Origin of the sequence: Peribacillus huizhouensis (assembly GCF_014138605.1) — a bacterium.
GTDB lineage: Bacteria > Bacillota > Bacilli > Bacillales > DSM-1321 > Peribacillus > Peribacillus huizhouensis.
Genome location: NZ_JACJHX010000001.1, coordinates 402369 through 424400, shown reverse-complemented (window position 1 = coordinate 424400; position 22032 = coordinate 402369). Strand labels below are relative to the sequence as shown.

Annotated in this window: 21 protein-coding genes and 1 riboswitch; of the genes, 19 read left to right on the top strand and 2 right to left on the bottom strand. The window is 36.9% G+C overall.

Annotated features, from left to right (window positions below; translation table 11 throughout):
* The first annotated feature begins 712 nt into the window (after window positions 1-712).
* From pbp4b to HNP81_RS01930, 3 genes are all read left to right on the top strand, one after another.
* The gene (pbp4b, locus tag HNP81_RS01940) at window positions 713-2098 is read left to right on the top strand and encodes a penicillin binding protein PBP4B (RefSeq protein ID WP_246399209.1); all 1386 of its coding nucleotides are present in this window, start codon (window positions 713-715) and stop codon (window positions 2096-2098) included.
* A gap of 147 nt (window positions 2099-2245) precedes the next feature.
* Entirely contained in the window at window positions 2246-3718 is a 1473-nt protein-coding gene (locus tag HNP81_RS01935; protein ID WP_182501375.1) for a nicotinate phosphoribosyltransferase, read from the top strand.
* Window positions 3719-3824: 106 nt separating this feature from the next.
* Window positions 3825-3977, top strand: a complete 153-nt coding sequence (locus tag HNP81_RS01930; protein WP_084552446.1) for a YpzG family protein — start codon at window positions 3825-3827, stop codon at window positions 3975-3977.
* A 181-nt stretch (window positions 3978-4158) separates the two neighbouring features.
* Here HNP81_RS01930 and HNP81_RS01925 read toward each other — a convergent pair whose 3' ends face one another.
* On the bottom strand, window positions 4159-4695 hold the full coding sequence (locus HNP81_RS01925; RefSeq protein WP_182501374.1) for a hypothetical protein: 537 nt from the start codon (window positions 4693-4695) through the stop codon (window positions 4159-4161).
* Between the two features lie 468 nt (window positions 4696-5163).
* Here HNP81_RS01925 and HNP81_RS01920 point away from each other — a divergent pair, with 468 nt between their 5' ends.
* The 7 genes from HNP81_RS01920 to HNP81_RS01890 all read left to right on the top strand — a co-directional run bounded on the left by HNP81_RS01920 (window position 5164) and on the right by HNP81_RS01890 (window position 12122).
* Window positions 5164-5508 carry a hypothetical protein gene (locus tag HNP81_RS01920; RefSeq protein WP_034302217.1) on the top strand — a complete coding sequence of 115 codons (345 nt, stop codon included), beginning with the start codon at window positions 5164-5166 and terminating at the stop codon, window positions 5506-5508.
* 175 nt (window positions 5509-5683) lie between these two features.
* The gene (locus HNP81_RS01915; protein WP_246399207.1) at window positions 5684-6727 is read left to right on the top strand and encodes an ABC transporter substrate-binding protein; all 1044 of its coding nucleotides are present in this window, start codon (window positions 5684-5686) and stop codon (window positions 6725-6727) included.
* 18 nt (window positions 6728-6745) lie between these two features.
* Window positions 6746-7672: a nucleoside hydrolase gene (locus HNP81_RS01910; RefSeq protein WP_028393082.1), complete on the top strand. Its 927-nt coding sequence runs from the start codon at window positions 6746-6748 to the stop codon at window positions 7670-7672.
* 22 nt (window positions 7673-7694) lie between these two features.
* Window positions 7695-8516 (top strand): ABC transporter permease, encoded by an 822-nt coding sequence (locus HNP81_RS01905; RefSeq protein ID WP_028393081.1) that lies wholly within the window; start codon window positions 7695-7697, stop codon window positions 8514-8516.
* 6 nt (window positions 8517-8522) lie between these two features.
* On the top strand, window positions 8523-9311 hold the full coding sequence (locus tag HNP81_RS01900; protein ID WP_182501372.1) for an ABC transporter permease: 789 nt from the start codon (window positions 8523-8525) through the stop codon (window positions 9309-9311).
* Window positions 9312-9327: 16 nt separating this feature from the next.
* The gene (locus HNP81_RS01895; protein WP_182501371.1) at window positions 9328-10392 is read left to right on the top strand and encodes an ABC transporter ATP-binding protein; all 1065 of its coding nucleotides are present in this window, start codon (window positions 9328-9330) and stop codon (window positions 10390-10392) included.
* Between the two features lie 17 nt (window positions 10393-10409).
* Window positions 10410-12122 carry an adenine deaminase C-terminal domain-containing protein gene (locus tag HNP81_RS01890; RefSeq protein WP_246399205.1) on the top strand — a complete coding sequence of 571 codons (1713 nt, stop codon included), beginning with the start codon at window positions 10410-10412 and terminating at the stop codon, window positions 12120-12122.
* Window positions 12123-12596: 474 nt separating this feature from the next.
* Here the strand turns inward: HNP81_RS01890 and HNP81_RS01885 are convergent, their stop codons facing one another.
* Complete coding sequence (locus HNP81_RS01885) at window positions 12597-13988, bottom strand: amino acid permease (RefSeq protein ID WP_182501370.1); 1392 nt, start codon at window positions 13986-13988, stop codon at window positions 12597-12599.
* 360 nt (window positions 13989-14348) lie between these two features.
* Here HNP81_RS01885 and HNP81_RS01880 point away from each other — a divergent pair, with 360 nt between their 5' ends.
* From HNP81_RS01880 to HNP81_RS01840, 9 genes are all read left to right on the top strand, one after another.
* The gene (locus HNP81_RS01880) at window positions 14349-15353 is read left to right on the top strand and encodes an LLM class flavin-dependent oxidoreductase (protein ID WP_182501369.1); all 1005 of its coding nucleotides are present in this window, start codon (window positions 14349-14351) and stop codon (window positions 15351-15353) included.
* Between the two features lie 14 nt (window positions 15354-15367).
* Window positions 15368-16705: an LLM class flavin-dependent oxidoreductase gene (locus tag HNP81_RS01875; RefSeq protein WP_028393075.1), complete on the top strand. Its 1338-nt coding sequence runs from the start codon at window positions 15368-15370 to the stop codon at window positions 16703-16705.
* A gap of 18 nt (window positions 16706-16723) precedes the next feature.
* On the top strand, window positions 16724-17254 hold the full coding sequence (locus tag HNP81_RS01870; RefSeq protein ID WP_182501368.1) for a GNAT family N-acetyltransferase: 531 nt from the start codon (window positions 16724-16726) through the stop codon (window positions 17252-17254).
* Between the two features lie 252 nt (window positions 17255-17506).
* Window positions 17507-18274, top strand: coding sequence for a transporter substrate-binding domain-containing protein (locus HNP81_RS01865; protein ID WP_235179198.1), 768 nt, complete (start codon window positions 17507-17509; stop codon window positions 18272-18274).
* Window positions 18275-18303: 29 nt separating this feature from the next.
* Window positions 18304-18996 carry an amino acid ABC transporter permease gene (locus HNP81_RS01860; RefSeq protein ID WP_182501367.1) on the top strand — a complete coding sequence of 231 codons (693 nt, stop codon included), beginning with the start codon at window positions 18304-18306 and terminating at the stop codon, window positions 18994-18996.
* Window positions 18997-19015: 19 nt separating this feature from the next.
* On the top strand, window positions 19016-19726 hold the full coding sequence (locus HNP81_RS01855) for an amino acid ABC transporter permease (protein WP_182501366.1): 711 nt from the start codon (window positions 19016-19018) through the stop codon (window positions 19724-19726).
* Window positions 19723-20496: an amino acid ABC transporter ATP-binding protein gene (locus tag HNP81_RS01850; protein ID WP_182501365.1), complete on the top strand. Its 774-nt coding sequence runs from the start codon at window positions 19723-19725 to the stop codon at window positions 20494-20496. Before HNP81_RS01855 ends, HNP81_RS01850 begins: the two co-directional genes overlap by 4 nt.
* A 320-nt stretch (window positions 20497-20816) precedes the next feature.
* Window positions 20817-20917, top strand: a riboswitch (SAM riboswitch).
* 81 nt (window positions 20918-20998) lie between these two features.
* Window positions 20999-21175 (top strand): YezD family protein, encoded by a 177-nt coding sequence (locus HNP81_RS01845; RefSeq protein WP_182501364.1) that lies wholly within the window; start codon window positions 20999-21001, stop codon window positions 21173-21175.
* 315 nt (window positions 21176-21490) lie between these two features.
* A complete protein-coding gene (locus tag HNP81_RS01840; RefSeq protein WP_182501363.1) occupies window positions 21491-21853 on the top strand; it encodes a YvbJ-related protein in 363 nt (120 codons plus the stop codon).
* Window positions 21854-22032: the final 179 nt, after the last annotated feature.

The window sequence follows — 22032 nt, the reverse complement described above, 5'->3', positions numbered from 1 at the left end:
TACGTGTAAATGACACAATAACCGATGTATGGAGTGTGAGGTTAGAAACTTTCGGGGCAACTGCTTTTTTTTTTAGGCTGTTATCACAAACTTTGTTGCTTTTCAATCATTTTTACACTAATAACCCGGGGTGATTTCCGTTGTAGAGGCGGTCTCAGAAGCCTCCTCAGTGCTTTGCAATTGCGGGGTCTCCATCCACACGCTTTTCCGCAGGAGTCTCGCACCTGTAACGAAGATCAACATCTGTTCGAATTGGTTTCTTGCTAAAAACAACAATCTTTACGAAAAGAGCCTTTTTTTATAAAAGGATAAATAAAAATGATTCGTAAAACGCAGGCTATTTTGATATAGATCCAAAAGACCAAATTTATTTATCCCGCATTAACGGAAAGTCATCCCCATCTCAAGGCTTAGAGGAATCGAGGAAGTTTAAGTGGGGGTATCTGCATGATCTAGTTGCGACTCTTAGCCTTACTTAAGGTCATAAGTTGTAATACTCTGTGGCAAACTTCGCCACTCCTTATTCATTCTTATGATCGTCGGACTTTCACAGGATGTGGGTCACGCAGATGAAGAATCCCCACTGATTGAAGATTCACTTTATAGTTTGTTCTGTATTAATTTAAGGGTATGAATTGGATGTTACAACAATATCTCTCGAAGCTAAGATGTTAAATTAGTCATTTTGAATGTGGAAGTGGGGATGAAGAATATGATATATAACATGTTTAAAAAAGTACTTGTCCTATTGGTTCTTCTATTTGCGTTAAGAAGTACACCAGTTATTTCATCAACCATTCATAAGGAAAACCTCGATGTTAGAAAACAGACTGAAGATAATCAGCCTCAGAAAAGTAAATATCCCACACTTTCTACAATAAAAATACCTGAAGATGTCGGATTTTCTACGAAAAAATTGTCTGAAGTTGATTCATATATCGAAAATGAAATTAGGAAGGGCTTCCCTGGAGCAGCACTTATAATCATTAAAAATGGAAAAATAGTGAGAAACACGTCATATGGATACGCAAAGAAATACAACGGTCTTACTTTTCTTAAACGACCACAAAAAATGAAAGAGGATACGATGTTTGACTTGGCCTCTAATACGAAGATGTACGCGGTTAATTATGCTCTTCAAAAACTAGTCAGCGAGGGGAAAATCAATCTAAACGATCCTATTCAGTATTATATCCCTGAGTTTAAGGATTTGCCGAATGATGTGATTAAAGAAAAGAGCACACTTCGTATTGTCGATCTACTTCATCATATTGCAGGTTTCCCTTCAAGCGTTCATTACTATAATCCTGACCAGGCAGGGGAATTATACACACAAGACCGTAAAGAGATGTTAGATAAGATAAGTAAAACACCTTTACAATCTATCCCTGGTACATCTCAAATATATAGTGACATCGATTATATGCTCCTAGGATTTATTATAGAAAGAGTGACTGGTCAAAAACTAGACCGATATGTGGAAAACACGATATATAAGCCACTTGGATTAAAACATACAGTTTTTACGCCGTTAAAAAAAGGCTTCAAAGAAAATGATTTTGCAGCGACCGAGCTAATCGGCAATACTCGCGATGGCCTTCGAACGTTTCCTAATATGAGAACGCACACCCTGCAAGGAGAAGTACATGATGAAAATGCCTATTATTCAATGGATGGAGTTTCGGGACATGCAGGACTGTTTAGTAATACGCACGATCTTGCAATACTGCTTCAAGTTATGCTGAATAATGGGGGATATGGAGATACAAAGTTGTTCGATAAAGAAACGATTGACATATTTACAACTCCTTCAGAACGGAATCCGACATTTGGTCTTGGGTGGAGGATTAATGGAGATGAAAGTATGAATTGGATGTTTGGTGAGTACGCAAGTGATAAGGTAATAGGTCATACTGGATGGACAGGTACAATAACCGTCATTGATCGGGAAAATAATCTGGCAATTGCTCTTTTAACTAACAAGAAGCATTCGCCTGTTATTGATCATCTTTTTGACTCAAATTGGTTTTATGGGGATATGTATAACATAAGTACGTATGGCAGTGTTATCAGCAAGATTTATGAAGCATTAAATTGATGGAGAAGCTTCTTTATTCGGACATGAACTTCTAGAAACAAAAACTAAATGTAACTAGATATAAAAGGACATCGATATTCTTGTATTGAATATGTAAGAAGTGGACCACAATAGGGGAAGGAACTAAAAAGCTGGAGGAAAGATAAAATGAAAAAACACTATAATGATGATGGTTTAGCGTTACATACTGATTTATATCAGATTAATATGATTCAAACGTATTGGCAGGATCAGATTCATAATCGAAGATCAGTGTTTGAATTATTTTTTCGGAAATTGCCATTTGGAAATGGCTATGCTGTATTTGCTGGATTGGAAAAGGCTCTTTCTTATTTACAAAACTTTGCATTTACATCGAGTGATATCGAGTACTTACGTCATGAAATGGGCTATCCAGAAGAGTTCCTATCCTATTTAGAAAGCTTGAAATTTACTGGCACAGTAAAGTCGATGGAAGAGGGAGAATTAGTTTTTGGTAATGAACCGTTCATCCGCATAGAAGCTCCTTTAGCTGAAGCACAGCTCGTGGAAACCGCATTGCTAAACATCGTTAATTACCAAACGTTGATTGCGACAAAGGCATCAAGAATTAAGCAAGTGATCGGTGATGAACAGGCTTTGGAGTTCGGTTCCCGCAGAGCCCAAGAAATGGATGCCGCCCTCTGGGGAACACGTGCCGCCTTCATTGGTGGTTTTGATGCAACGAGTAATGTAAGAGCAGGTAAAAAATTTGGAATTCCAGTAGCTGGCACTCATGCACATGCGATGGTTCAAGCTTATAAAGATGAATATATCGCCTTTCATAAATATGCACAGAGTCATAAAGACTGTGTTTTTCTTGTTGATACGTACGATACACTTAAATCTGGTGTACCAAATGCGATACGAGTAGCTAAGGAACTTGGAGACAAAATAAACTTTAAGGGGATTCGTCTAGATAGTGGCGATCTCGCTTATTTGTCGAAGGAAGCGAGAAGAATGTTGGATGATGCTGGATTCACTGAGGCGAAAATAACAGCATCTAGCGATTTAGACGAATATACAATTATGAACTTAAAAGCACAGGGTGCAAGGATTGATACGTGGGGAATTGGAACTAAATTAATCACGGCATACGAACAACCAGCTTTAGGTGCAGTATATAAACTTGTCGCAATTGAAAACGAATCAGGAGAGTTAACAAATACAATAAAAATATCTGCAAACCCTGAGAAAGTCACAACACCAGGCTTAAAAAGAGTATATCGAATCATCAATACAATGAATGGAAAAGCAGAAGGGGAATACATCGCAATGGATGATGAAAATCCAGGAGCAGAGGAACGCCTAAAGATGTTTGATCCGGTTCACACATACATTAGTAAATTTATAACGAGTTTCGAAGCAAGAGAACTGCAAATTCCGGTCATGGTGAATGGGAAAGTGGTATATGAACTTCCGGAACTACAAGCTATTCAAAAAAAGTTGGCGCGAAATTTAGATGAATTATGGTCTGAGTATAAGCGTTCTCTGCATCCAGAAAAATATCCAGTTGATTTAAGTCAAGAATGCTGGGATACAAAGATGCGTTGCATTGAAGAAGTCAAAACAAAAGTGACAGAAGGATTCAAAGATAAATAGGAAGAACATTGTATGATTTCAAGAGAAGTGACAAATACTTTAAAGGATATTCTCGTAATATCACGCATCTTCAGAACAACCTATACTAATGATGAGGTGATTCAGAATGAGTTATAAAGAGCATCTTGATGCCCATTCAAAACAGTTTCACCATAATTGGACAAGACCTAAGCGTACGAAATCTCAAGTTAATGGACATACCGAAATGACACAAAACACCTTTATCTTAAGAACTAATGCAAAGGCTCACAGATGGTAAAGGAATTCTGAAGAATGAGTAAGGGCAGTCCCATAACAAAAGGGTCAGACCCCGCCACTACTATATCCTGTGTAGTGCGAGGTCAGACCCTTTTGGGGACACCCTCTTTTTTGTTTGGTCAATTTTTTGCGTAAGCAACCTTCTTAGTTAGTCATATGTTGTTAGTGGTGCTTTCGTTTTTTTACATGGACGTTGGATATTTATTGTTTTTGCAAAAATTTTTAATATATTTGTTTCGTCTCGAAAATCTTTTACATGCTTGTGTGAGGCCATTTTTGTATAATTCAAGTATAAATTGTTGGGCAATTCCTGCTAATCCTAAGGCGGTCAATATGGCTATTAGTTCACTTAAGTCAATAGGGATGAGCGGTATATCAACTGGTTTAGCTGAGATTTGTTCGTTTATATAGGCAACTTCTTCCGGTGTAAATGATTCGAATACTTCAGTTAATTGGTTGACTTGATCCTCAGTATAGCCAAGTAATGAGGCTTGTTCATGATTGAGTGTATAAGTCGCATTTTCATTCATAGTCAAAGCTTTTGCGACTAGAGCTTTTGCTTGTTCGATATCTGAGTGGCTGGCCAGTTCTAAGGCGGATTCGATCGGTTCGGAAGTTATGAAATCATTTGAGTAAACAGCGGATGAAGGAAAGTTCAATACGACTAACAAGACAATGGACGACGAGAGAATGACAAGGTTTTTATTATCCTTTTGCATTTGCCATCATACTCCTCTTCTATTCGTAGCCTGAAATGAACTACCTTTAAGTGAAAGGAAACTGCTCTTTTTTTATAATTCCCTTTAAAATACCTCCTTGCTTCTATTATAATGCAAAAATAAGTCAATTTACATAATATTCCTAATTATATGTAAAAATGAGGAAATTTTACTGTGCTACTTTATTGGCTTAGCGCTAAGGGCGGATAGTATGAAAGGGGATAACTAGTTAAATAGTAATTATATTAGTTATATTTAAATAATATATAGAATGGATTTTTTTGATAATGAATGGATTTGCCAATCCAGAATTTTGAAAAAAATGGCTGTTTATTCGTATTTGACTGGGTATATATAAAAAAATAGTGTGGATTAAAAAAAAATGATAAATAATACGAACATTATATTGAAAATAGGATTAATAGTATGTATAATCATCATTAACGAAGAACTGCAGGGGTGATAAATATTTTCCCAAGCAACAATAACGAAACAAAGAAATTACTTTCCCATGCTTATAATGAAGTTTCAAAGGAATTATTCGGCATTGGTACGCTTTCCATGAAGGTATCAATTGAAGCGAATGTGCTTACATTGCAGGCTAAACATCGTAGAGCACCACGATCGATTGTGCTGGAAGGGGAAGTACCTAGCCTAAAGCAAGAAGTCGACTTTCATTTATCTCTTCTCTATAAGAAGAAATTAAGGCAGAAATTAGAAGAAAGAACGAAATGGGATATTGAAGCTGTTTTAAGAGATTATGATGCAGCCACCCAAAAGTCTTTTACAAATATTGTTTTACGAGAAACATGATAATATAGGATTTTCAACCGGATTTATCTGGGAGAAAGGCCAAAATAATAAACCAAATGATTATTTATTTCTTTGTTTACGAAGAAAAGGCAATCTTGGGTAGAATAACATTATTCTATTTAAGATTGCCTTTTTTCTTGCTTTAAAAAATATCAAAATGATGGGAGTTTTTATTTTGAAGAAAATTATCAAAAATCTAACTTTAGTATCTGCATTAGCTTTAACATTAAGTGCTTGTTCCTCATCAGATTCATCTTCGAAAAAAGAAAAATTAGTTATTTCTACTTGGGGATTTTCGGAAGATTTCTTTCGAGAAGAAGTGTATAAACCATTTGAGAAAGAACATAATGTTGAAATTGTTTTGGACACTGGGAATAATGCGGATCGTTTAAACAAAATCCGCCAAGGAAATTCGGATGTCGATGTCATTTATCTATCTGACTATTATGCTGAGCAAGGCATTCAAGACGGATTGTTCGAGAAACTTGATCATAGCGTCATTCCAAATGTTGAAAATATCTATGAGATGGCAAAAGCTCCATTAGGTAAAGATTATGGACCAGCTTACACAATCGCTCAATTCGGCATTGCGTATAATCCTGACGAGGTAAAGAAACCAATTACTTCATGGGCTGATTTATGGAATAAAGATATAGGTGGAGTAATAACGATTCCTGGAATTACATCGACGACAGGACCGATGTTTTTAGATGCTGCTTCTAAAGTAAGTGGAAATACAGAGTTTAATGAAGATGCTGCTTTTACAAAATTAAAAGAGCTTATGCCAAATGTTCTTAAGGAATATGGCCAAACTTCTGAATTCGTAAACATGTTTGCACAAGGTGAAATCGCAGGTGGACCAATCATGGAAATGTACTTTGCGCAATTACAAGAAGCTGTTCCAAATGCTAAATTTGTTTCACCTAAAGAAGGCGGATATGCGGTCATGAATACAGTGAATATTGTCAAAGATAGCGATCAAAAAGAACTATCAGAAGAATTTATTAATTATCTTTTAAGTAAAGAAGTTCAAGAAAAATCAGCAAAAGCAAAAATCGATTCACCAGTTAATACGAAAGTTCAATTATCAGAAGAAGATGCTAAAGGACTAACGTATGGTGAAGATGTTATTAATAGCTTGAATATCCTTGATATGAAATATGTGAATAAAAACTCAAAACAATGGATTGATCGTTGGAATAAAGAATTAGCTCAATAAGAATTTGAGGTGCTTACTATGTCTAAAAAAGTCATTCTTGATGTTGATACAGGAGTGGACGATGCCATTGGAATCTTGCTTGCGTTAAAGAGCAGGCAGATGGATGTGCTTGGTATTACGACTGTGAATGGAAATGTATCGTTAGAAGCAGCAACTGTTAATACATGTAAAATTGTAGAATTAGTAGGAGTGGATGTCCCTGTGATTATGGGGGCTTCTTCTCCACTAATAAGAACCCCTTATTTTGAACATCGCATCCATGGAGAAGATGGAATTGGTGGAGCATTGAAGGATATGAATCCTCAAAAAAAGCCTGATGAAGGGTTTGGTCCTGATTTTATTATTAACTCGATTTTGAGCTTTCCAGGGGAGGTAACTCTGGTAATGACAGCGCCTCTTACTAATTTAGCTCTTGCTGTGAAGAAGTGTCCAGAGATCACGAGATTTGTAAAAGAGGTCATCTTCATGGGCGGTGTTGTAAAGGACTTTGGCAATGTCACACCGACAGCTGAGTATAATATGTATACTGATCCAGAAGCGGCCAAAATTGTGTTTCATGCTGGTTTTCCTTCTTTGACTTTAGTTGGTTTAGATGTGACCAGAAAAGTGCTCCTAACTGAAGAGCATATGGATGCCATTCAAAATCCGGTTCTTGCTTCCTATATTAAAGAAAGCACGAAAGATTATCGGCAAAGATATTTTGAACGGAATCATATTCATGGTGCTGTTATGCATGATCCTCTTGCAGTCGCCGTTGCTATAGACACTAATATTGTGTCAAAAAAGAAATATTATGTAGATGTAGAAACAAGCAGTGAATTATGTGATGGACAAACGGTTTGTGATTTTCAAAATAGGTTAGGAAAACCAGCTAATCTTGATGTTTGTTTAGAAGTAGATGATAAAGCTTTTATTACGCTATTTCATGAAGTGATAAATTCTTAATGTTCGTTGCCGGGAGGATAAAATGAAAAACCGTAATATTTACCTGTTATTATTACCAGGAGTAATATTTTTAACAATTTTTATGGTGATACCAATCTTATTAACGATTGGATCAACATTTATTAATGAAGGCAGCTTCAGCTTTGATGGATATTTGCACTACTTCCAAGATAAGTATTTCATTGGTATTTTACTTACAACGCTTAAAGTTAGTCTTATAACAACGTTTATTTGTATCTTGTTAGGCTTTCCAGTTGCTTACTATATTTCTAAAGTTGGAACAAGGACGAAGGTACTCTTATTATTACTTTCTATTTTCCCGCTTCTTACTAGCTCGGTGGTCCGCTCATTCAGCTGGATGATTATAATTGGGAAGAATGGTGTACTTAACAAGCTTTTACTAAATATCGGTCTTATAAATGAACCATTAAATATTTTATACACCCCTACTGCGATCATTATTGGTCTTGTTCATTTATTTCTGCCATTAATTATCATCACGTTAGTCGGTGTGATGGAAAATATGGACGAAGATTTATTAAAGGCAGCAGAAAGCTTAGGTGCATCTAGACTAGGCGTTTTTGCGAAAGTTGTTCTGCCGCTGTCCATGCCCGGACTTGTAATCGGAAGTATTCTCGTTTTTGTCGGCAGCTTTACTGCGTATACTACTCCAGCTTTATTGGGAGGGAAACAACGAGTTATTTCCACATTTCTTTATCAAAATGCAACGACATTAAATGACTGGCATACAGCTGCAATCGTTGCGACAATTATGATCGTTGTCACTTTATTGGTCACCATAACGATGAACCAAATCGCATATAAAATAAATCCAAAGGGGTAAAGTTGTATGAAGGAAAAAAACCGAGGACTGGCTGTTTTTACGTTCCTTGTATTTGTTTTTTTACTAGGGCCTTTGCTCATCATTTCCGTTACATCTTTTGAAGGCGGAAGTGTTCTGAAATTTCCTATCGAGACTTTTTCGTTTAAATGGTATGAAAATATTTTTAAAGTAAGTATGTTTTTAACAACTTTTAAGACATCCATTATTGTCTCATTAGCAGGAAATCTTTTAGCGTTATTACTTGGAGTTCCAGCTGCTTATGCATTATCCAGATTTAATTTTAAAGGTAAAGCCGTCTTGAATGCTGTCTTTATTTCACCGATTTTGATTCCAGGTATCGTTTTAGGATTTACGTTTTTGCGTTATATTGTTACAACCTACCAATTACCGATTTATGCAGGTTTATTTATCGGTCATACAATTATTATGCTTCCATTTGTTATCCGCGTAGTATCATCAAGTTTGTCGACCTTCGATTTCTCTATTGAAGAAGCAGCACATAGCTTGGGTGCAAGCAAGATTGGGACATTCATTCAGGTTGTTCTGCCTAATATTAAGTCAGGAATTATCGCGGCAGTTATGATTGCGTTTCTAGAATCATTCAATAATGTTGATATTTCCGTGTTCATGACTGGACCAGGGGTCAGTACATTTCCGATACAAATGCTAACATATGTTGAAACGTACTTTGATCCAACAGTTGCAGCAATATCGGTACTGCTGATGATTATTACGGCGTTCTTTATGTTCATTGTTGAGCGGTTAATGGGCTTATCTTATTTCACTAAACGATAACGGGGGCATCAAGTCAATGGCTTTATTCACTTTAGAAAACATATCAGTTGCATACAATAAACAAAATATTTTGCAAGATTTTAATTTAGAAATTGAAGAAGGAAAGTTTATTTCTTTACTTGGGCCAAGTGGCTGCGGAAAAACGACAACCCTTCGATTAATTGCTGGTTTCCTTGAATCAAATAATGGCAAGTTCTTATATAAAGGTAAGGATTATACAAAAGTGCCGGTTAACAAACGAAATTTTGGCTTTGTCTTTCAAAACTATGCACTATTTCCTCATTTAACAATTTTCGATAACGTAGCTTTCGGACTTCGACTTAGAAAGGCTTCCAAAAGTGAAATAGAAAAAAAAGTAGCAAGCGTGTTAGAAATAGTCAATCTTAGCGGATTTGAAAAACGTTATCCGAAAGAACTTTCAGGTGGTCAGAGACAGCGTGTTGCTATCGCAAGAGCACTTGTCATTGAACCAGATTTATTGCTTTTCGATGAGCCACTTAGTAATCTTGATGCCAATCTCCGTGAAAATATGCGGATTGAAATTCGCCGTATTCAGCAAGAGCTTGGCATCACAACGGTTTACGTATCTCATGACCAAGAGGAATGTTTCGCGATCTCAGATCAAGTGGCAATCATGAATAAAGGAATTATTGAACAATTAAGTGACCCAGCTACGATCTATAATTATCCGAAGACGAAATTTGTCGCAGACTTTATCGGTTTTAAAAACTTTATTGATTTCGAAGACCAAAAAATACATGAAAATGAAATAGAACTAACAAAGTCAGGCTTTACATTTATCGTTCAAAAAAATAAAGCAAATACAAGTACGGACGGGAAAACCGGTGCAATTCGTCCTGATAATATAGTGATTCGTCCTTTAAAAGAATCTGTAACTGCAGGAAAAAATGAACTGCCTGGAAAAGTGAAGATTAGAACGTATTTAGGAAGAAGCTATCAATTTATTGTTGAAACGCCAATTGGGGATTTTACAATCAATCAAGAATTGCTTGTACCTTATCAAGTTGGCGAGGAAGTTATTCTCGAATTTCCAGCGAACAATATGGTACTTGTTAAATAAGACAGGGGGTGAACTGGTTGAAAATAGATATGCTAATTACGAATGCCAACGTTTATAATAGTTATTTAAAAAAATTCATGCCAAGTAATGTAGCGATAGTCGAAGGGAAATTCTATTATATTGGTGAACGAGGCCAAGAATTTTTTTCTACTGACAAAGTCATGGATGCTAAAGAAAAATATATCATTCCAGGTTTAATCGATATTCATTTGCACATCGAAAGCACGATGGTTACACCAGCTACCTTCTCTTATGGAATCATCAAAAATGGGGTAACAACGATTGTACCAGAACCGCATGAAATGGCGAATGTCTTTGGTGTCTCTGGTGTGAAGGAAATGATGAAAGCTAGTCGTAACTGTGTAGCAGATATGTTCTATGCCATCCCAAGTTCAGTACCAGCGACAACGATGGAGACAACAGGTGGCAGTATCGAAATTGAAGATATCGATGAATTGTTGCAAACGGGTGAAATGAAGTGTTTAGGTGAAATTATGAATTTTTATGATGTGATTACTGACCCGAAATGTAAAACGAATCAGATTTTGAATCATATCAAAACAAATTATCCTGACTTAATTATCGAAGGTCATGTCCCTAAACTACTTGATTTGGAATTGCAGCAAATGATCGTTGCAGGTGTTAATTCAGATCATACCCATCAAACGATTGAAGGGATGCAGCAACGAATTGCAGCTGGGATGTTTTTAGAAATTCAAGAAAAGTCTATGACGCAAGAAATCATTGAATTCTTAACGAATACAGCGGTAGCTGAGCATTTTTGCTTTGTAACCGATGATGTGATGCCGGATTATTTTCAGAAATACGGTCAATTGAATCATTTATTAAAGAAAGCAATTCAAATGGGCATGACTCCAGAGCAAGCCATCTATGCATGTACGTATACGCCAGCGAAAAGAATGCAGATGCATGATCGAGGAATCATTGCAGCAGGAAAAATTGCCGACTTTTTATTAGTTTCAGATCTTGAATCGTTTACTATAGAAGAAGTTTATAAAGATGGAGAACAAGTTTATCACTATAAACAACCTTATCAGCAAACGGTAAGTGAAAAGTGCTTCCCGGAAAGCTTTTATCGCAGTATCGTGCTTAATGAGTTAACTGCGAAAGATTTTGAAGTACCGTTGGAATTAGAAGATGGTAGTTATCCTTGTCGGATAATCGAAGTGAATGACGGTTCTACTTTTACAAAAGAAATTCATGATACTCTATCCATTTTCGATCGGAAGCTCGATTGGGAGAGAAGTGAGTATGGATTAATTGCAACGTTTGAGCGTTATGGGAAAAATGGAAACCGAGCACATGGTTTGATAAGCGGAGACATCATTAAGCGAGGGGCGATCGCTACAACCTATTCTCACGATAATCATAATTTATTAGTTATCGGTCATAACGTAGAAGATATGGTCCTTGCAGCAAATGAAGTAATCCGTAGCCAAGGTGGGATTTGTTGTGTTGAGAATGGTGAAGTTTTATCAAGAGTACCGCTTCCAGTTGGTGGAATACTTTCTGAGGAGCCATTAGAAATCCTTGCTGAGCAGGTGGATCATCTAACGCTTACTCTGAAATCATTAGGTTATAAGCATTATAATGTCATCATGTCTATAAGCACCTTATCACTACCTGTAAGCCCAGCTATAAAAATAACAGATCGTGGTTTGATTTCAGTCAATGAAGGGAAATTTGTTCCACTTGTGATTAATCAATAAGTAATAAAAATCCAACAGCCGCTAAATGGTGTTGGATTTTTTGATGATGTTGGAAATCGGCCGATCTAAGCAAGAGGGGCTAAGTTTTAACAGAATCATTTAGGAATATTCATTAAGGTAGGAAAATTAATAGATAATACGTGAAAAAATGTAGTTAACCGTGGGAATATATACAATGAATTTAAGCTAAATTTCCTATCTAAGTTTATTACGAGCCGGAAATGAAATTTGCGTGCCAGATCGACTACTATTCGCGCCAGTTTCGTCGGTTTGCGCGCCGGAATCAGCACTTTTCGAGCGAGAATTGCAATTTGCGCGCTGGAGTCGAATTTACGCAATAACTCATCTCACCGTCTTTTCAAATATTAAAAAGATAACCGGATTTATGGAAAAATGCGAAAACAAGGTTTATGGCTCCAGCTTCAATTAATTGTGTTATGAAAAAAGAGGTTGACCCAAAGGGCAACCTCAAAATTAAATGGCTCGCTTTTTCATGACGAATGGATAAAGCAGTAAACCTATGACAAACAAGCCAATTCCCAACATAAATGTGATCATATCTGCTGTTCCTGTTTTAATCACCCATATGGAATATACTAAGGCGAAGGCAGTGATTATTCCATCGCGAACTCTTGAACCTTTGATGATATCATAAGTTTCCCCAGTAATGACTAGTTTCAATTGATAAATGGCTGAAACTAGATAAGGAATTAAATAAGCAAGTGTTGCTACAACCATCGCGAAACTATATGCTTCGGTAATGGTACCTGAAATAGTTGAAAATAAGAACAACTGAGTTAATAAATTTGTGACAGTTAATGACCGAACAGGGCTCCCTTTTTTATTAGTTTTAGCAAAGAAAGCTGGAAACAAATCAACTTTGGCAGCTTGGTAAGGCACTTCAGAACTTACCATAACCCATCCGATCGTAGATCCTAGTAGGGAAATGATGGCAAGTGCCGCCATTAAATAGACACCTTCATTCCCAATTGCTCCGGATAGTGCATCAACAAGTGGACGGGAAGATTCACGCAATGCATCTTGAGGGAGTGCGCCCATTGTTAAAAGCGTAATTCCGATATAAATCGCAACTGCAATAATAAGTCCTAGTATCGTTGCTGTCTTTACATCCCTTTGTGATTTTGCCCGATTAGAAAGCATAACTGCAGCTTCAACACCAATGAAGGCCCAAAGAGTGGAGATGGCGGCTGCGTTAATTTGACTTCCTAATGATAGAACCGTTCCTTTTGAATCTTGGAATTCACCACCGCTCGATAGGTTGCTCGAATCAAAGATAAAGAGAGTGATAAAGATAAAAAAGGCAAAGCCAATTACTTTTGTAAGCGTGGCAATGAAATTTATTTTCCCTGCTCCGTTATAGCTGCTAACTGTTATTGTATGGATGCCCCAAAGGACCAATGAGCATATGACAAACGTTAACGTTTTCCCGAGTTCAAGGTTAAAACTAGCTGTAGAGTAAATAATTTTGGTACTTTGTAAAACCGGAAAGAAGGTAGACAAGTAACCTGCAAATGCAATGATTACTGAAGCTGTTGCCGCCCAGTTAGCCGCCCAATACCCCCAAGCCATACTATAGCCAGCAACTCTTCCTTTACTAGGAGAAGAAAAAATAGCTTGCGCATAGCTTTGAGGCCCGGCCTTAAGATTAGGCTTCCTGATGGCTAAATTCCCAAACACAAGCGCAATCATCAATACTCCAATTCCAGTAATTCCCCAAGCCAGTGTTGCTCCGAGTGCACTTGATACTTGTGCTAGATTGGCAGGAAGCATGAAGATTCCTCCACCTACCATATTTCCAATTACAAAAGCTGTTATGATAAAAAGTCCCCATTTTTTTTGATTCATACCAAACGACCTCTCTGCTGTTAATGATTCTTGAAGTTATAGTGAAAATCACATGTAGTGATCTTTGATTCATATTCTATTCTTATCAATATCGTTCTATATCAAAATTATACTTAAATAATTTAGTTTGGTAAAGTGATAAATTGATAAAGGGGAGAAAATAATTTATTCAGAAAATTAATAATTTTATATTGACAAGGGAATAATCCTGCATTATATTAGGTATTAATATTAAAACCAAGTTTACAGATAAGAATTATATATTTTAGCAAAAGGCGCCGATTAGTCAACTAAAGGCACCCTCTATCCATTTTGATGAATAGAGGGTGCCTTTTCGTTTTTTAGAAGGAGGATCATAAATTGAACGTAAAATTAAGTATTTTAGATCAAAGTCCAATTGAAGACGGTGGGGCAGAGATTGCGCTACGCGATACAGTGAAGCTAGCTCAAAAAGCAGAGCAGCTTGGGTATTATCGGTTCTGGGTATCAGAACATCATAATTCTGATTTGGTGGCAGGCTCAGCACCAGAGGTGTTAGTATCCTACTTATTAGCAAGGACTAATACCATTCGAATTGGTTCAGGAGGTGTGATGCTTCAGCATTACAGCCCTTATAAAGTAGCTGAAACATTTAATGTTTTAGCCGCTTTAGCACCTGGAAGAGTAGATTTAGGTGTGGGAAAAGGTCCAGGTGGGCTACCTAATTCAACGGAAGCATTACAGCAGGGGGACTCAACTCTCAGTTTTGAAGAAAAACTTCAAGGTTTAAATCGATTCATAAGTAATGAGTTGCGAGAGGAAAATGAGCGAACTGAATTAAGAGCAGTTCCCGCAGTTAAAAGGCCGGCAGATTTATTTTTATTGGGAGCAAGTGGTGCTAGTGCACAACTAGCTGCTGAATCTAAATTATCATATGTATTTGCTCATTTCTTTAATAGTGGTGATTCTTTATTAATAGATGCTATTACAGAGTATCGAACTCATTGGAATGGAGACTTTCCACCAACTTTTATTCTTGCCTTATCCGTTGTAGTAGCTGAAACCGATGAGGTTGCACAATCTCTTATCAAGTCGATGGAAGTAGTGAAGATTCATTTTGCAAATGGGAAATCGTTGACGTTTACTAGCCGTGAACATGCTGAGCAATTTGTTCAACAATCAAAAGAGGAGTGTACAATAAGTGTTCAAGAAGCCAATATCCTGTATGGATCGAAGGAAACAATTCGTAAGAAGCTTTTTGATATTCAGGAGACTTATAATCCGGACGAAATTATGATTGTGACACCAGTTGCCAATTTTGAAAAACGTTTAGAATCAATTGTATTGCTTAAAGAAGCATTTTCCGATATTACAGTTCAAAACTAAAGGGGGTAAGCTCTTTGACTAAAAAAAGACAGCTTAAATTAGGTGTTATGCTCCATGGAGCAGGGGGGCATATGGCTTCGTGGAGACATCCAAATGCAACTATCGATGCAAGTGTGAATTTCAAATTTTATAAACAACTACTTGAAAAGGCAGAGGCAGCTAAGTTGGATTTGGCTTTTGTCGCAGATGGATTATACATTCATGAAAAGTCACTGCCACATTTTCTAAATCGATTCGAGCCGCTGACAATATTATCTGCACTAGCTGCGGTCAGTTCGAAAATTGGTTTAGTTGGAACACTTTCCACTTCCTATAGTGAGCCATTCACAGTGGCCCGTCAGTTTGCTTCTTTAGATATATTAAGCGATGGCCGAGCTGGCTGGAATGCAGTAACTTCACCATTAGAAGGTTCAGCACTTAATTATGGAAAAGGCGAGCACCCAGCACATGGGGAGCGATATTTAATTGCTACTGAATTTCTTGAGGTAACAAAAGGACTTTGGGATTCTTGGGAAGATGATGCCTTTATTCGTAATAGAGAAACAGGGGTGTTCTTCGAGCCTGAAAAAATGCATCGATTACATCATAAAGGGAAATATTTTTCTGTTGATGGTCCATTAAACATTTCACGATCTAAGCAAGGGCAGCCTGTTATTTTTCAGGCAGGATCATCTGAACCCGGTAAAGATTTAGCTGCGAGAGAGGCTGATGCTGTATTCACTGCGCACGAATCAATTGAGCAAGCGGTAGAGTTTTATCGAGACGTTAAAGCAAGAGCCATGGCGAACGGACGCTCGCCTGATGAGATATTAATTTTCCCAGGAATCTCGCCAATCATTGGGAAAACGGATGAAGAAGCTTATCAAAAATATTTGGAAATTGCCAATCTTATTTCAATAGACGATGCGCTTAATTATTTAGAACGGTATTTCGACCATTTTGATTTTAGGCAATATTCGCTAGACGAACCATTCCCAGAGCTTGGGGATATCGGAAAGAATAGTTTTCAAAGCACAACAGATCGAATTAAAGAAATGGCGAAACAAGAACATTTAACATTAAGGGAAGTTGCTTTGCGTGTTACTTCTCCAAAAACAAGCTTTATCGGAACACCAGAAAAAATCGCAGATCTAATTCAAACATGGTTCGAAGCGGGTGCGGCGGATGGTTTTATGTTAAGTGGTCCTGTTTTACCTGACGGATTAACTGATTTTGTTGAACATGTACTGCCGATTCTACAGAAACGTGGCTTGTTCAGAACTGAGTATGAGAGTGATACGTTAAGAGGAAACTTAGGATTGAAAATCCCTCGGAATCGGTATGAAAGAGACGAGGTAATAAATAATGCGTAATTAGAAAGGATGAATCATATGACGGAAATTATTCGTTTGGCAACTTTAGATGATGCAGAAAGATTATTGCATGTAACTTTGAGAGCGTACAAACCGATTCGAAAGCTGGATATAAAGTGGCCTGCAGCAACAGCGGATATTGAGTTAGTTAAAAAAAATATCACGGACTTTTCTTGCTATGTATTAGAAAAGGATGGAATCATCATAGCTACAGTTACGGTAAGAACATTTGCTGAAGTTCCTGATTTAACCTGTGTTTGGTGGTTTGCTGTTGATCCTAATTATAAAGGATTTGGCTACGGGAAGAAAATCTTGGATTGGGTAGAAGAAGTGGTTATTCGTGATCAGCTGAATCAGTCGGCGGTTGGCCTGGGGACATCACCGAGACATCCATGGCTTGTTTCGATGTATGAACGAAGAGGATATGAACAAATTTTCGAAACAAATCATGGAGACGGGCAAATTGGTGTATTCATGAGGAAAAGCTTGTTAGCTGAGTACAAAGATAATAAAACGGAAAAACAAGAAGATGTTCGAGCAGCGAATTAATCTGGAGAGTCTGTTAATAAATAGATTTTTTTGTGAAGATTGTTGTTTTTAGCAAGTAGCAAATTTGAGCAGATATTAATTGTAGTGGAAGGTGCGAGTACCTGAACGGAAATCAACTCGGGATAGTAGTGTAAATATAATTTAAAAGCAAAAAAGCATACGAATACAGCCTAATAAATTGTTAAAGACAAAGGAGTTTGAGAGATGAAAAAACGATTATTTGTTTTATTAGGAGTGCTACTAGTTGTTCTGATGACAGGCTGTGATTCAAACAGTGTTCAATCTGAGAGTACAGCAAAAAGTTCTGATCCAAAGGTGAAAAAAATAATCGTTGGAACAGGTACACAATTTCCTAATATTTGCTTCATAGATGATGATGGTAAGCTGACAGGGTATGATGTAGAACTTGTAAAAGAAATCGATAAACGGCTTTCTGATTATGAATTTGAATTCAAAACGATGGAATTTTCATCTCTATTATTAAGTCTAGAAACGAACAAAATTGATTTTATCGCGCATCAAATGGAAGTAAATGAAGAAAGACAGCAGAAATTCTTATTTAACGATGAGCCATATAATGTTTTCCCCCTACAAGTAGTCGTACACAAAGATAATCAATCGATTAAATCTATTGAAGATTTAAAGGGAAAGAAAGCGATTGTAAGTGCTACGAGCAACTCAGCAGTATTGCTTGATAAATATAACAAAGAACATGGCAATGAAATTGAAATTGTCTACAGTGGAAGTGGAAGTACTGATACAATCACACAAATTAAAAATGGTCGTGCTGATGCAACAATAAGTACTCCATTTGCGGTTGATTTTCAAAATGAACAAGCAGATGCCGAGCAAAAAGTGGTCGGTGATGTGCTTTCGAATTCAAAAGTTTATTTCATGTTACGAAAAGATGAATCAGATTTGAAAGAAGCAATCGATAGAGCGTTAAAAGACATCAAAGCTGATGGAATATTAAAGGAATTAAGCACAAAATGGCTTGGAGCAGATTACACAGATCAATAACACTCTCTTGAAAGGTACAGGATGTTTAGATGGACATAACCCTTATTTTTGACTTTTTTCCGAAATTAATTTCGTACCTTCATATTACTCTATTGATTTTAGTTGCTGCAGTAGCAATTGGATTGGTAATTGGTGTAGTGATAGCTTTAATACGTATTTATAAAGTTCCAGTTTTAAATCGATTAGCTTTCATTTATATTTCCTTTATGAGAGGAACGCCAATCTTAATTCAGCTTTTCTTAATCTACTTTGGACTACCGGCCCTTTTAACACTTGTTCATATTGATGCATCTCGTGCAAATCCTTTACTATTTGTAGCTATCACATATGGGCTAAGTTGTGGTGCTTCATTCGCAGAAATTATCCGCGGAGCCATAAACGGGGTAGAAAAAGGTCAGGCAGAAGCAGCCTATTCAATTGGCATGAATGAAAAGCAAATGATGGTGCGGGTTATCTTGCCTCAGGCATTGGTTATCGCATTTCCAAATTTCGCAAATTCAGTGATAGGCTCTTTAAAAGACACCTCGCTTGCTTTTACAATTGGTGTGATGGATATGGTAGGAAGAGGAAATACGCTCATTGCTACTTCTTTACACGCATTAGAAATATATTTGACATTGTCGATGATCTATTACGGAGTTGTTATATGTTTGGAAAAAGGATTTTCGCTGTCTGAGAAAAAGCTGCAAAGGTTTGAAGGAAGCTTATCGGCAGAGAAATGATAGAGGAGATCTGAAATTTATGCAAATTGATATTCCATTTATTTTTATGGCATTGATTGAAATATTCAAAGCACTGCCATTAACGATAATCATTACACTGGTGCCATTAATTATTGGTTTTCTAATTGGGATTGGAATTACGATAATCAGGATTCGGAAAGTAAAAGGATTGTACAGTTTAGCCAATTTCTATGTTTCTTTTTTAAGAGGGACGCCGGCGTTGATGCATATTATGTTAATCTATTTGGGCTTCCCCCTTCTTATTGACAAACTGGCTGTAACCTTTCGGTGGACCTTTCAATCCACATCGATTCCAATTCTGTTATTTGTCTTAATGGCCCTATCTCTAACAGCTGGCGCTTATATGTCAGAAATTATTCGAGCAGGTATATTGGCGGTTGACCAAGGTCAGTTGGAAGCGGCTGAATCAATTGGAATGACAAATTTTCAAGCGATGAGACGAATTGTATTCCCTCAAGCCATTGCAATTTCGCTTCCTAATTTATGCAATATCTTTATCGGGTTTTTGCATACATCCTCCATTGCTTTTATCGTGTCACAAAAAGAATTAACGGGTGCTACAAATATTGTGGCATCAAATAACTTGAAATTTCTAGAAGCATATATAGCCGCGGCTTTGATCTATTGGGGCTTAACGATCATATCAGAAAAGGTTACTGCGTTATTGGAAAAAAGAGTTACCGTTTATAATCGAGGAGGTGTAATATGATTCAGCTTCGGAATATCCAAAAGTCATTCGGTAATCAACCAGTGTTAAAAGGAATTGATCTTACAGTAAAAAAAGGAGAAGTCGTTTCGATACTTGGCCCAAGCGGTTCCGGAAAGACAACATTACTTCGTTGCATCAATTTTTTAGAAAGACCTACTGAGGGAGAAGTAATGATTGATGACATTACGGTGAGCAGTCAAAAGGGAAGTAAAAAAGAAATTCTTACGCTTCGGAAAAAAACAGCCATGGTATTTCAACAATATAACTTATTTAGACATAAAACAGTTATAGAAAATGTTATGGAAGGATTGATCGTGGTTCAGAAAAACTCAAAAGAAACAGCAAGGAAATTGGCAATGGAAGTGCTAGAGAAAGTTGGGTTAACTGAAAAAGCAAACGCTTATCCAGTTCAGCTCTCCGGAGGGCAGCAACAGCGGGTTGGTATTGCAAGAGCTCTTGCGTTAAATCCAGAAGTGATCTTACTTGATGAACCAACATCCGCTCTTGATCCAGAACTTGTCGGAGAGGTGCTAGAGGTAATTAAGCGGATTGCGGAGGAAGGAATTACGATGATTATTGTGACACATGAAGTGAGTTTTGCTAAAGACGTCTCAGATTATATTGTGTTTATGGATCAAGGTGAAATTGTCGAAGAAGGAACGCCAACGGTTATTTTTAATAATCCAAAAGAAGAAAGAACGAAGAGATTCTTTAAGAGAATAAACCGAGAAGCAGGAATTCTTGAATCAAATTTATCAAGCGTCATTTAACTATAAGAGGTTATTCAAAAAGCCCGGTAAAATAGCTTGCCAATTGCATCAAAGTTCATGAAAAACCTTCTGTTAAGATCGCGAACGTTCTGTGGGCAAAACATAAGTCAGCACATCTTAAGCATGTCAGGTTCTCACATATTACTGTATACGCGATAGGCTTGAGACGATCGCACCTTGAACTTCTCGGCTCAAGTCGAAGTGGTGATTAAATAGATAATGAAAACGACGACTATAATTCATACTTAACAACCCTGATAAGTATGAAAAGTAATTGACAAAAATTGTTTGCGAATTTACACTAAAACTCATAATCAATTTTCTTATCAAGAGAGGTGGAGGGACTGGCCCTAAGATACCTCGGCAGCAGACTTTGTAGTACTGTGCCAATTCCAGCGAGCGCATGCTTGATAGATAAGAAGAGTAAGTACAGTTCTGTTGCTTAACCTCTTCTTATTTTAAGGAAGGTTTTTTTTATATCTAAAAATTTGGAGGGATTCGAATGGGAAGCATTGATGAGATAAAATTAAAGTATATTATATCCAGTCTCAAGAATCTTGAGTATGGTTCTTTGAACATTACCGTTCATGAAGGTGAAATTACCCAAATTGACGTGACGGATAAGAAAAGATTTCCAATCTTGAAAAATCAAAAAGTTAGAGAACAAGGAAGGATCTGAGCCTTCAACAAGCTAGGTTTGAGCATCTTGTCATGCTCTTTTTTCTTACATGCTAAAACGTCACAAGCATTAGATTAAAATTAGCCATCATTCTTAAGAGGTTTAGTGAAAAAAAGCGAACTGTAAATTGATACGTAATCGTTTCGGTCGATGTAACTGTAAAAAATAAGCTAGACACCTTTTTGGAGACAAGAAAAGTAGATGTATGGGGAGGCAGTAAACAGGTAAGCATAATTATTGATGATGAGAAGCTGGTCCAAAATGACAAGCGGATTCAAGAGGATATCATTTCCGCAGTAGAATATAAAAGATCTTGTGATTAATAACATTGAATCAGAATTTGCTGAATTAGAAGAATATGTAGATGAAATTAAAATGAAGTATGTGGAAACGGTCGTGAACCTAGACGAACTAGATATCAATCAAATCCATGATAAATGGACCGCAGATGTCGAAGCCTTTGTCGTTTATCATACGAAGTTGAAAATCCGTGGACTCGATGGGTATGAAGATATGTCTTATAAAGAGATTCGCACATTTAGCTTGAAATTTGATGATGCAGGTCAGGTTCCTGCTGATGGATCTGAAAAAGACGATTGGGATAATAAAGCAGAATTGAGTGGTAAGGATGCACCTGTTATGAAATGGAAAAGGAACGATCGTGTGGAGCAACTTTAAATAATAGAACCGTTTAGTTTATCATAGCCTAATAGACATTATGTTTATTAGGTTTTTTGTTTGTTCTAAAAAAAACTTATCACTTACGAAATCTGTAATTTTCTCTCTGTTCTAACTTATATATCACTTTATCGCGATTTAACAGGCTGTAATACCCCCACTGATTGAAGTTTCATATA

Coding starts and splice junctions, on each gene's coding strand:
- pbp4b (WP_246399209.1), top strand. CDS start 713: ATGATATATAACATGTTTAAAAAAGTACTTGTCCTATTGGTTCTTCTA.
- HNP81_RS01935 (WP_182501375.1), top strand. CDS start 2,246: ATGAAAAAACACTATAATGATGATGGTTTAGCGTTACATACTGATTTA.
- HNP81_RS01930 (WP_084552446.1), top strand. CDS start 3,825: ATGAGTTATAAAGAGCATCTTGATGCCCATTCAAAACAGTTTCACCAT.
- HNP81_RS01925 (WP_182501374.1), bottom strand. CDS start 4,695: ATGCAAAAGGATAATAAAAACCTTGTCATTCTCTCGTCGTCCATTGTC.
- HNP81_RS01910 (WP_028393082.1), top strand. CDS start 6,746: ATGTCTAAAAAAGTCATTCTTGATGTTGATACAGGAGTGGACGATGCC.
- HNP81_RS01905 (WP_028393081.1), top strand. CDS start 7,695: ATGAAAAACCGTAATATTTACCTGTTATTATTACCAGGAGTAATATTT.
- HNP81_RS01900 (WP_182501372.1), top strand. CDS start 8,523: ATGAAGGAAAAAAACCGAGGACTGGCTGTTTTTACGTTCCTTGTATTT.
- HNP81_RS01895 (WP_182501371.1), top strand. CDS start 9,328: ATGGCTTTATTCACTTTAGAAAACATATCAGTTGCATACAATAAACAA.
- HNP81_RS01885 (WP_182501370.1), bottom strand. CDS start 13,988: ATGAATCAAAAAAAATGGGGACTTTTTATCATAACAGCTTTTGTAATT.
- HNP81_RS01870 (WP_182501368.1), top strand. CDS start 16,724: ATGACGGAAATTATTCGTTTGGCAACTTTAGATGATGCAGAAAGATTA.
- HNP81_RS01865 (WP_235179198.1), top strand. CDS start 17,507: ATGACAGGCTGTGATTCAAACAGTGTTCAATCTGAGAGTACAGCAAAA.
- HNP81_RS01860 (WP_182501367.1), top strand. CDS start 18,304: ATGGACATAACCCTTATTTTTGACTTTTTTCCGAAATTAATTTCGTAC.
- HNP81_RS01855 (WP_182501366.1), top strand. CDS start 19,016: ATGCAAATTGATATTCCATTTATTTTTATGGCATTGATTGAAATATTC.
- HNP81_RS01850 (WP_182501365.1), top strand. CDS start 19,723: ATGATTCAGCTTCGGAATATCCAAAAGTCATTCGGTAATCAACCAGTG.
- HNP81_RS01845 (WP_182501364.1), top strand. CDS start 20,999: ATGGGAAGCATTGATGAGATAAAATTAAAGTATATTATATCCAGTCTC.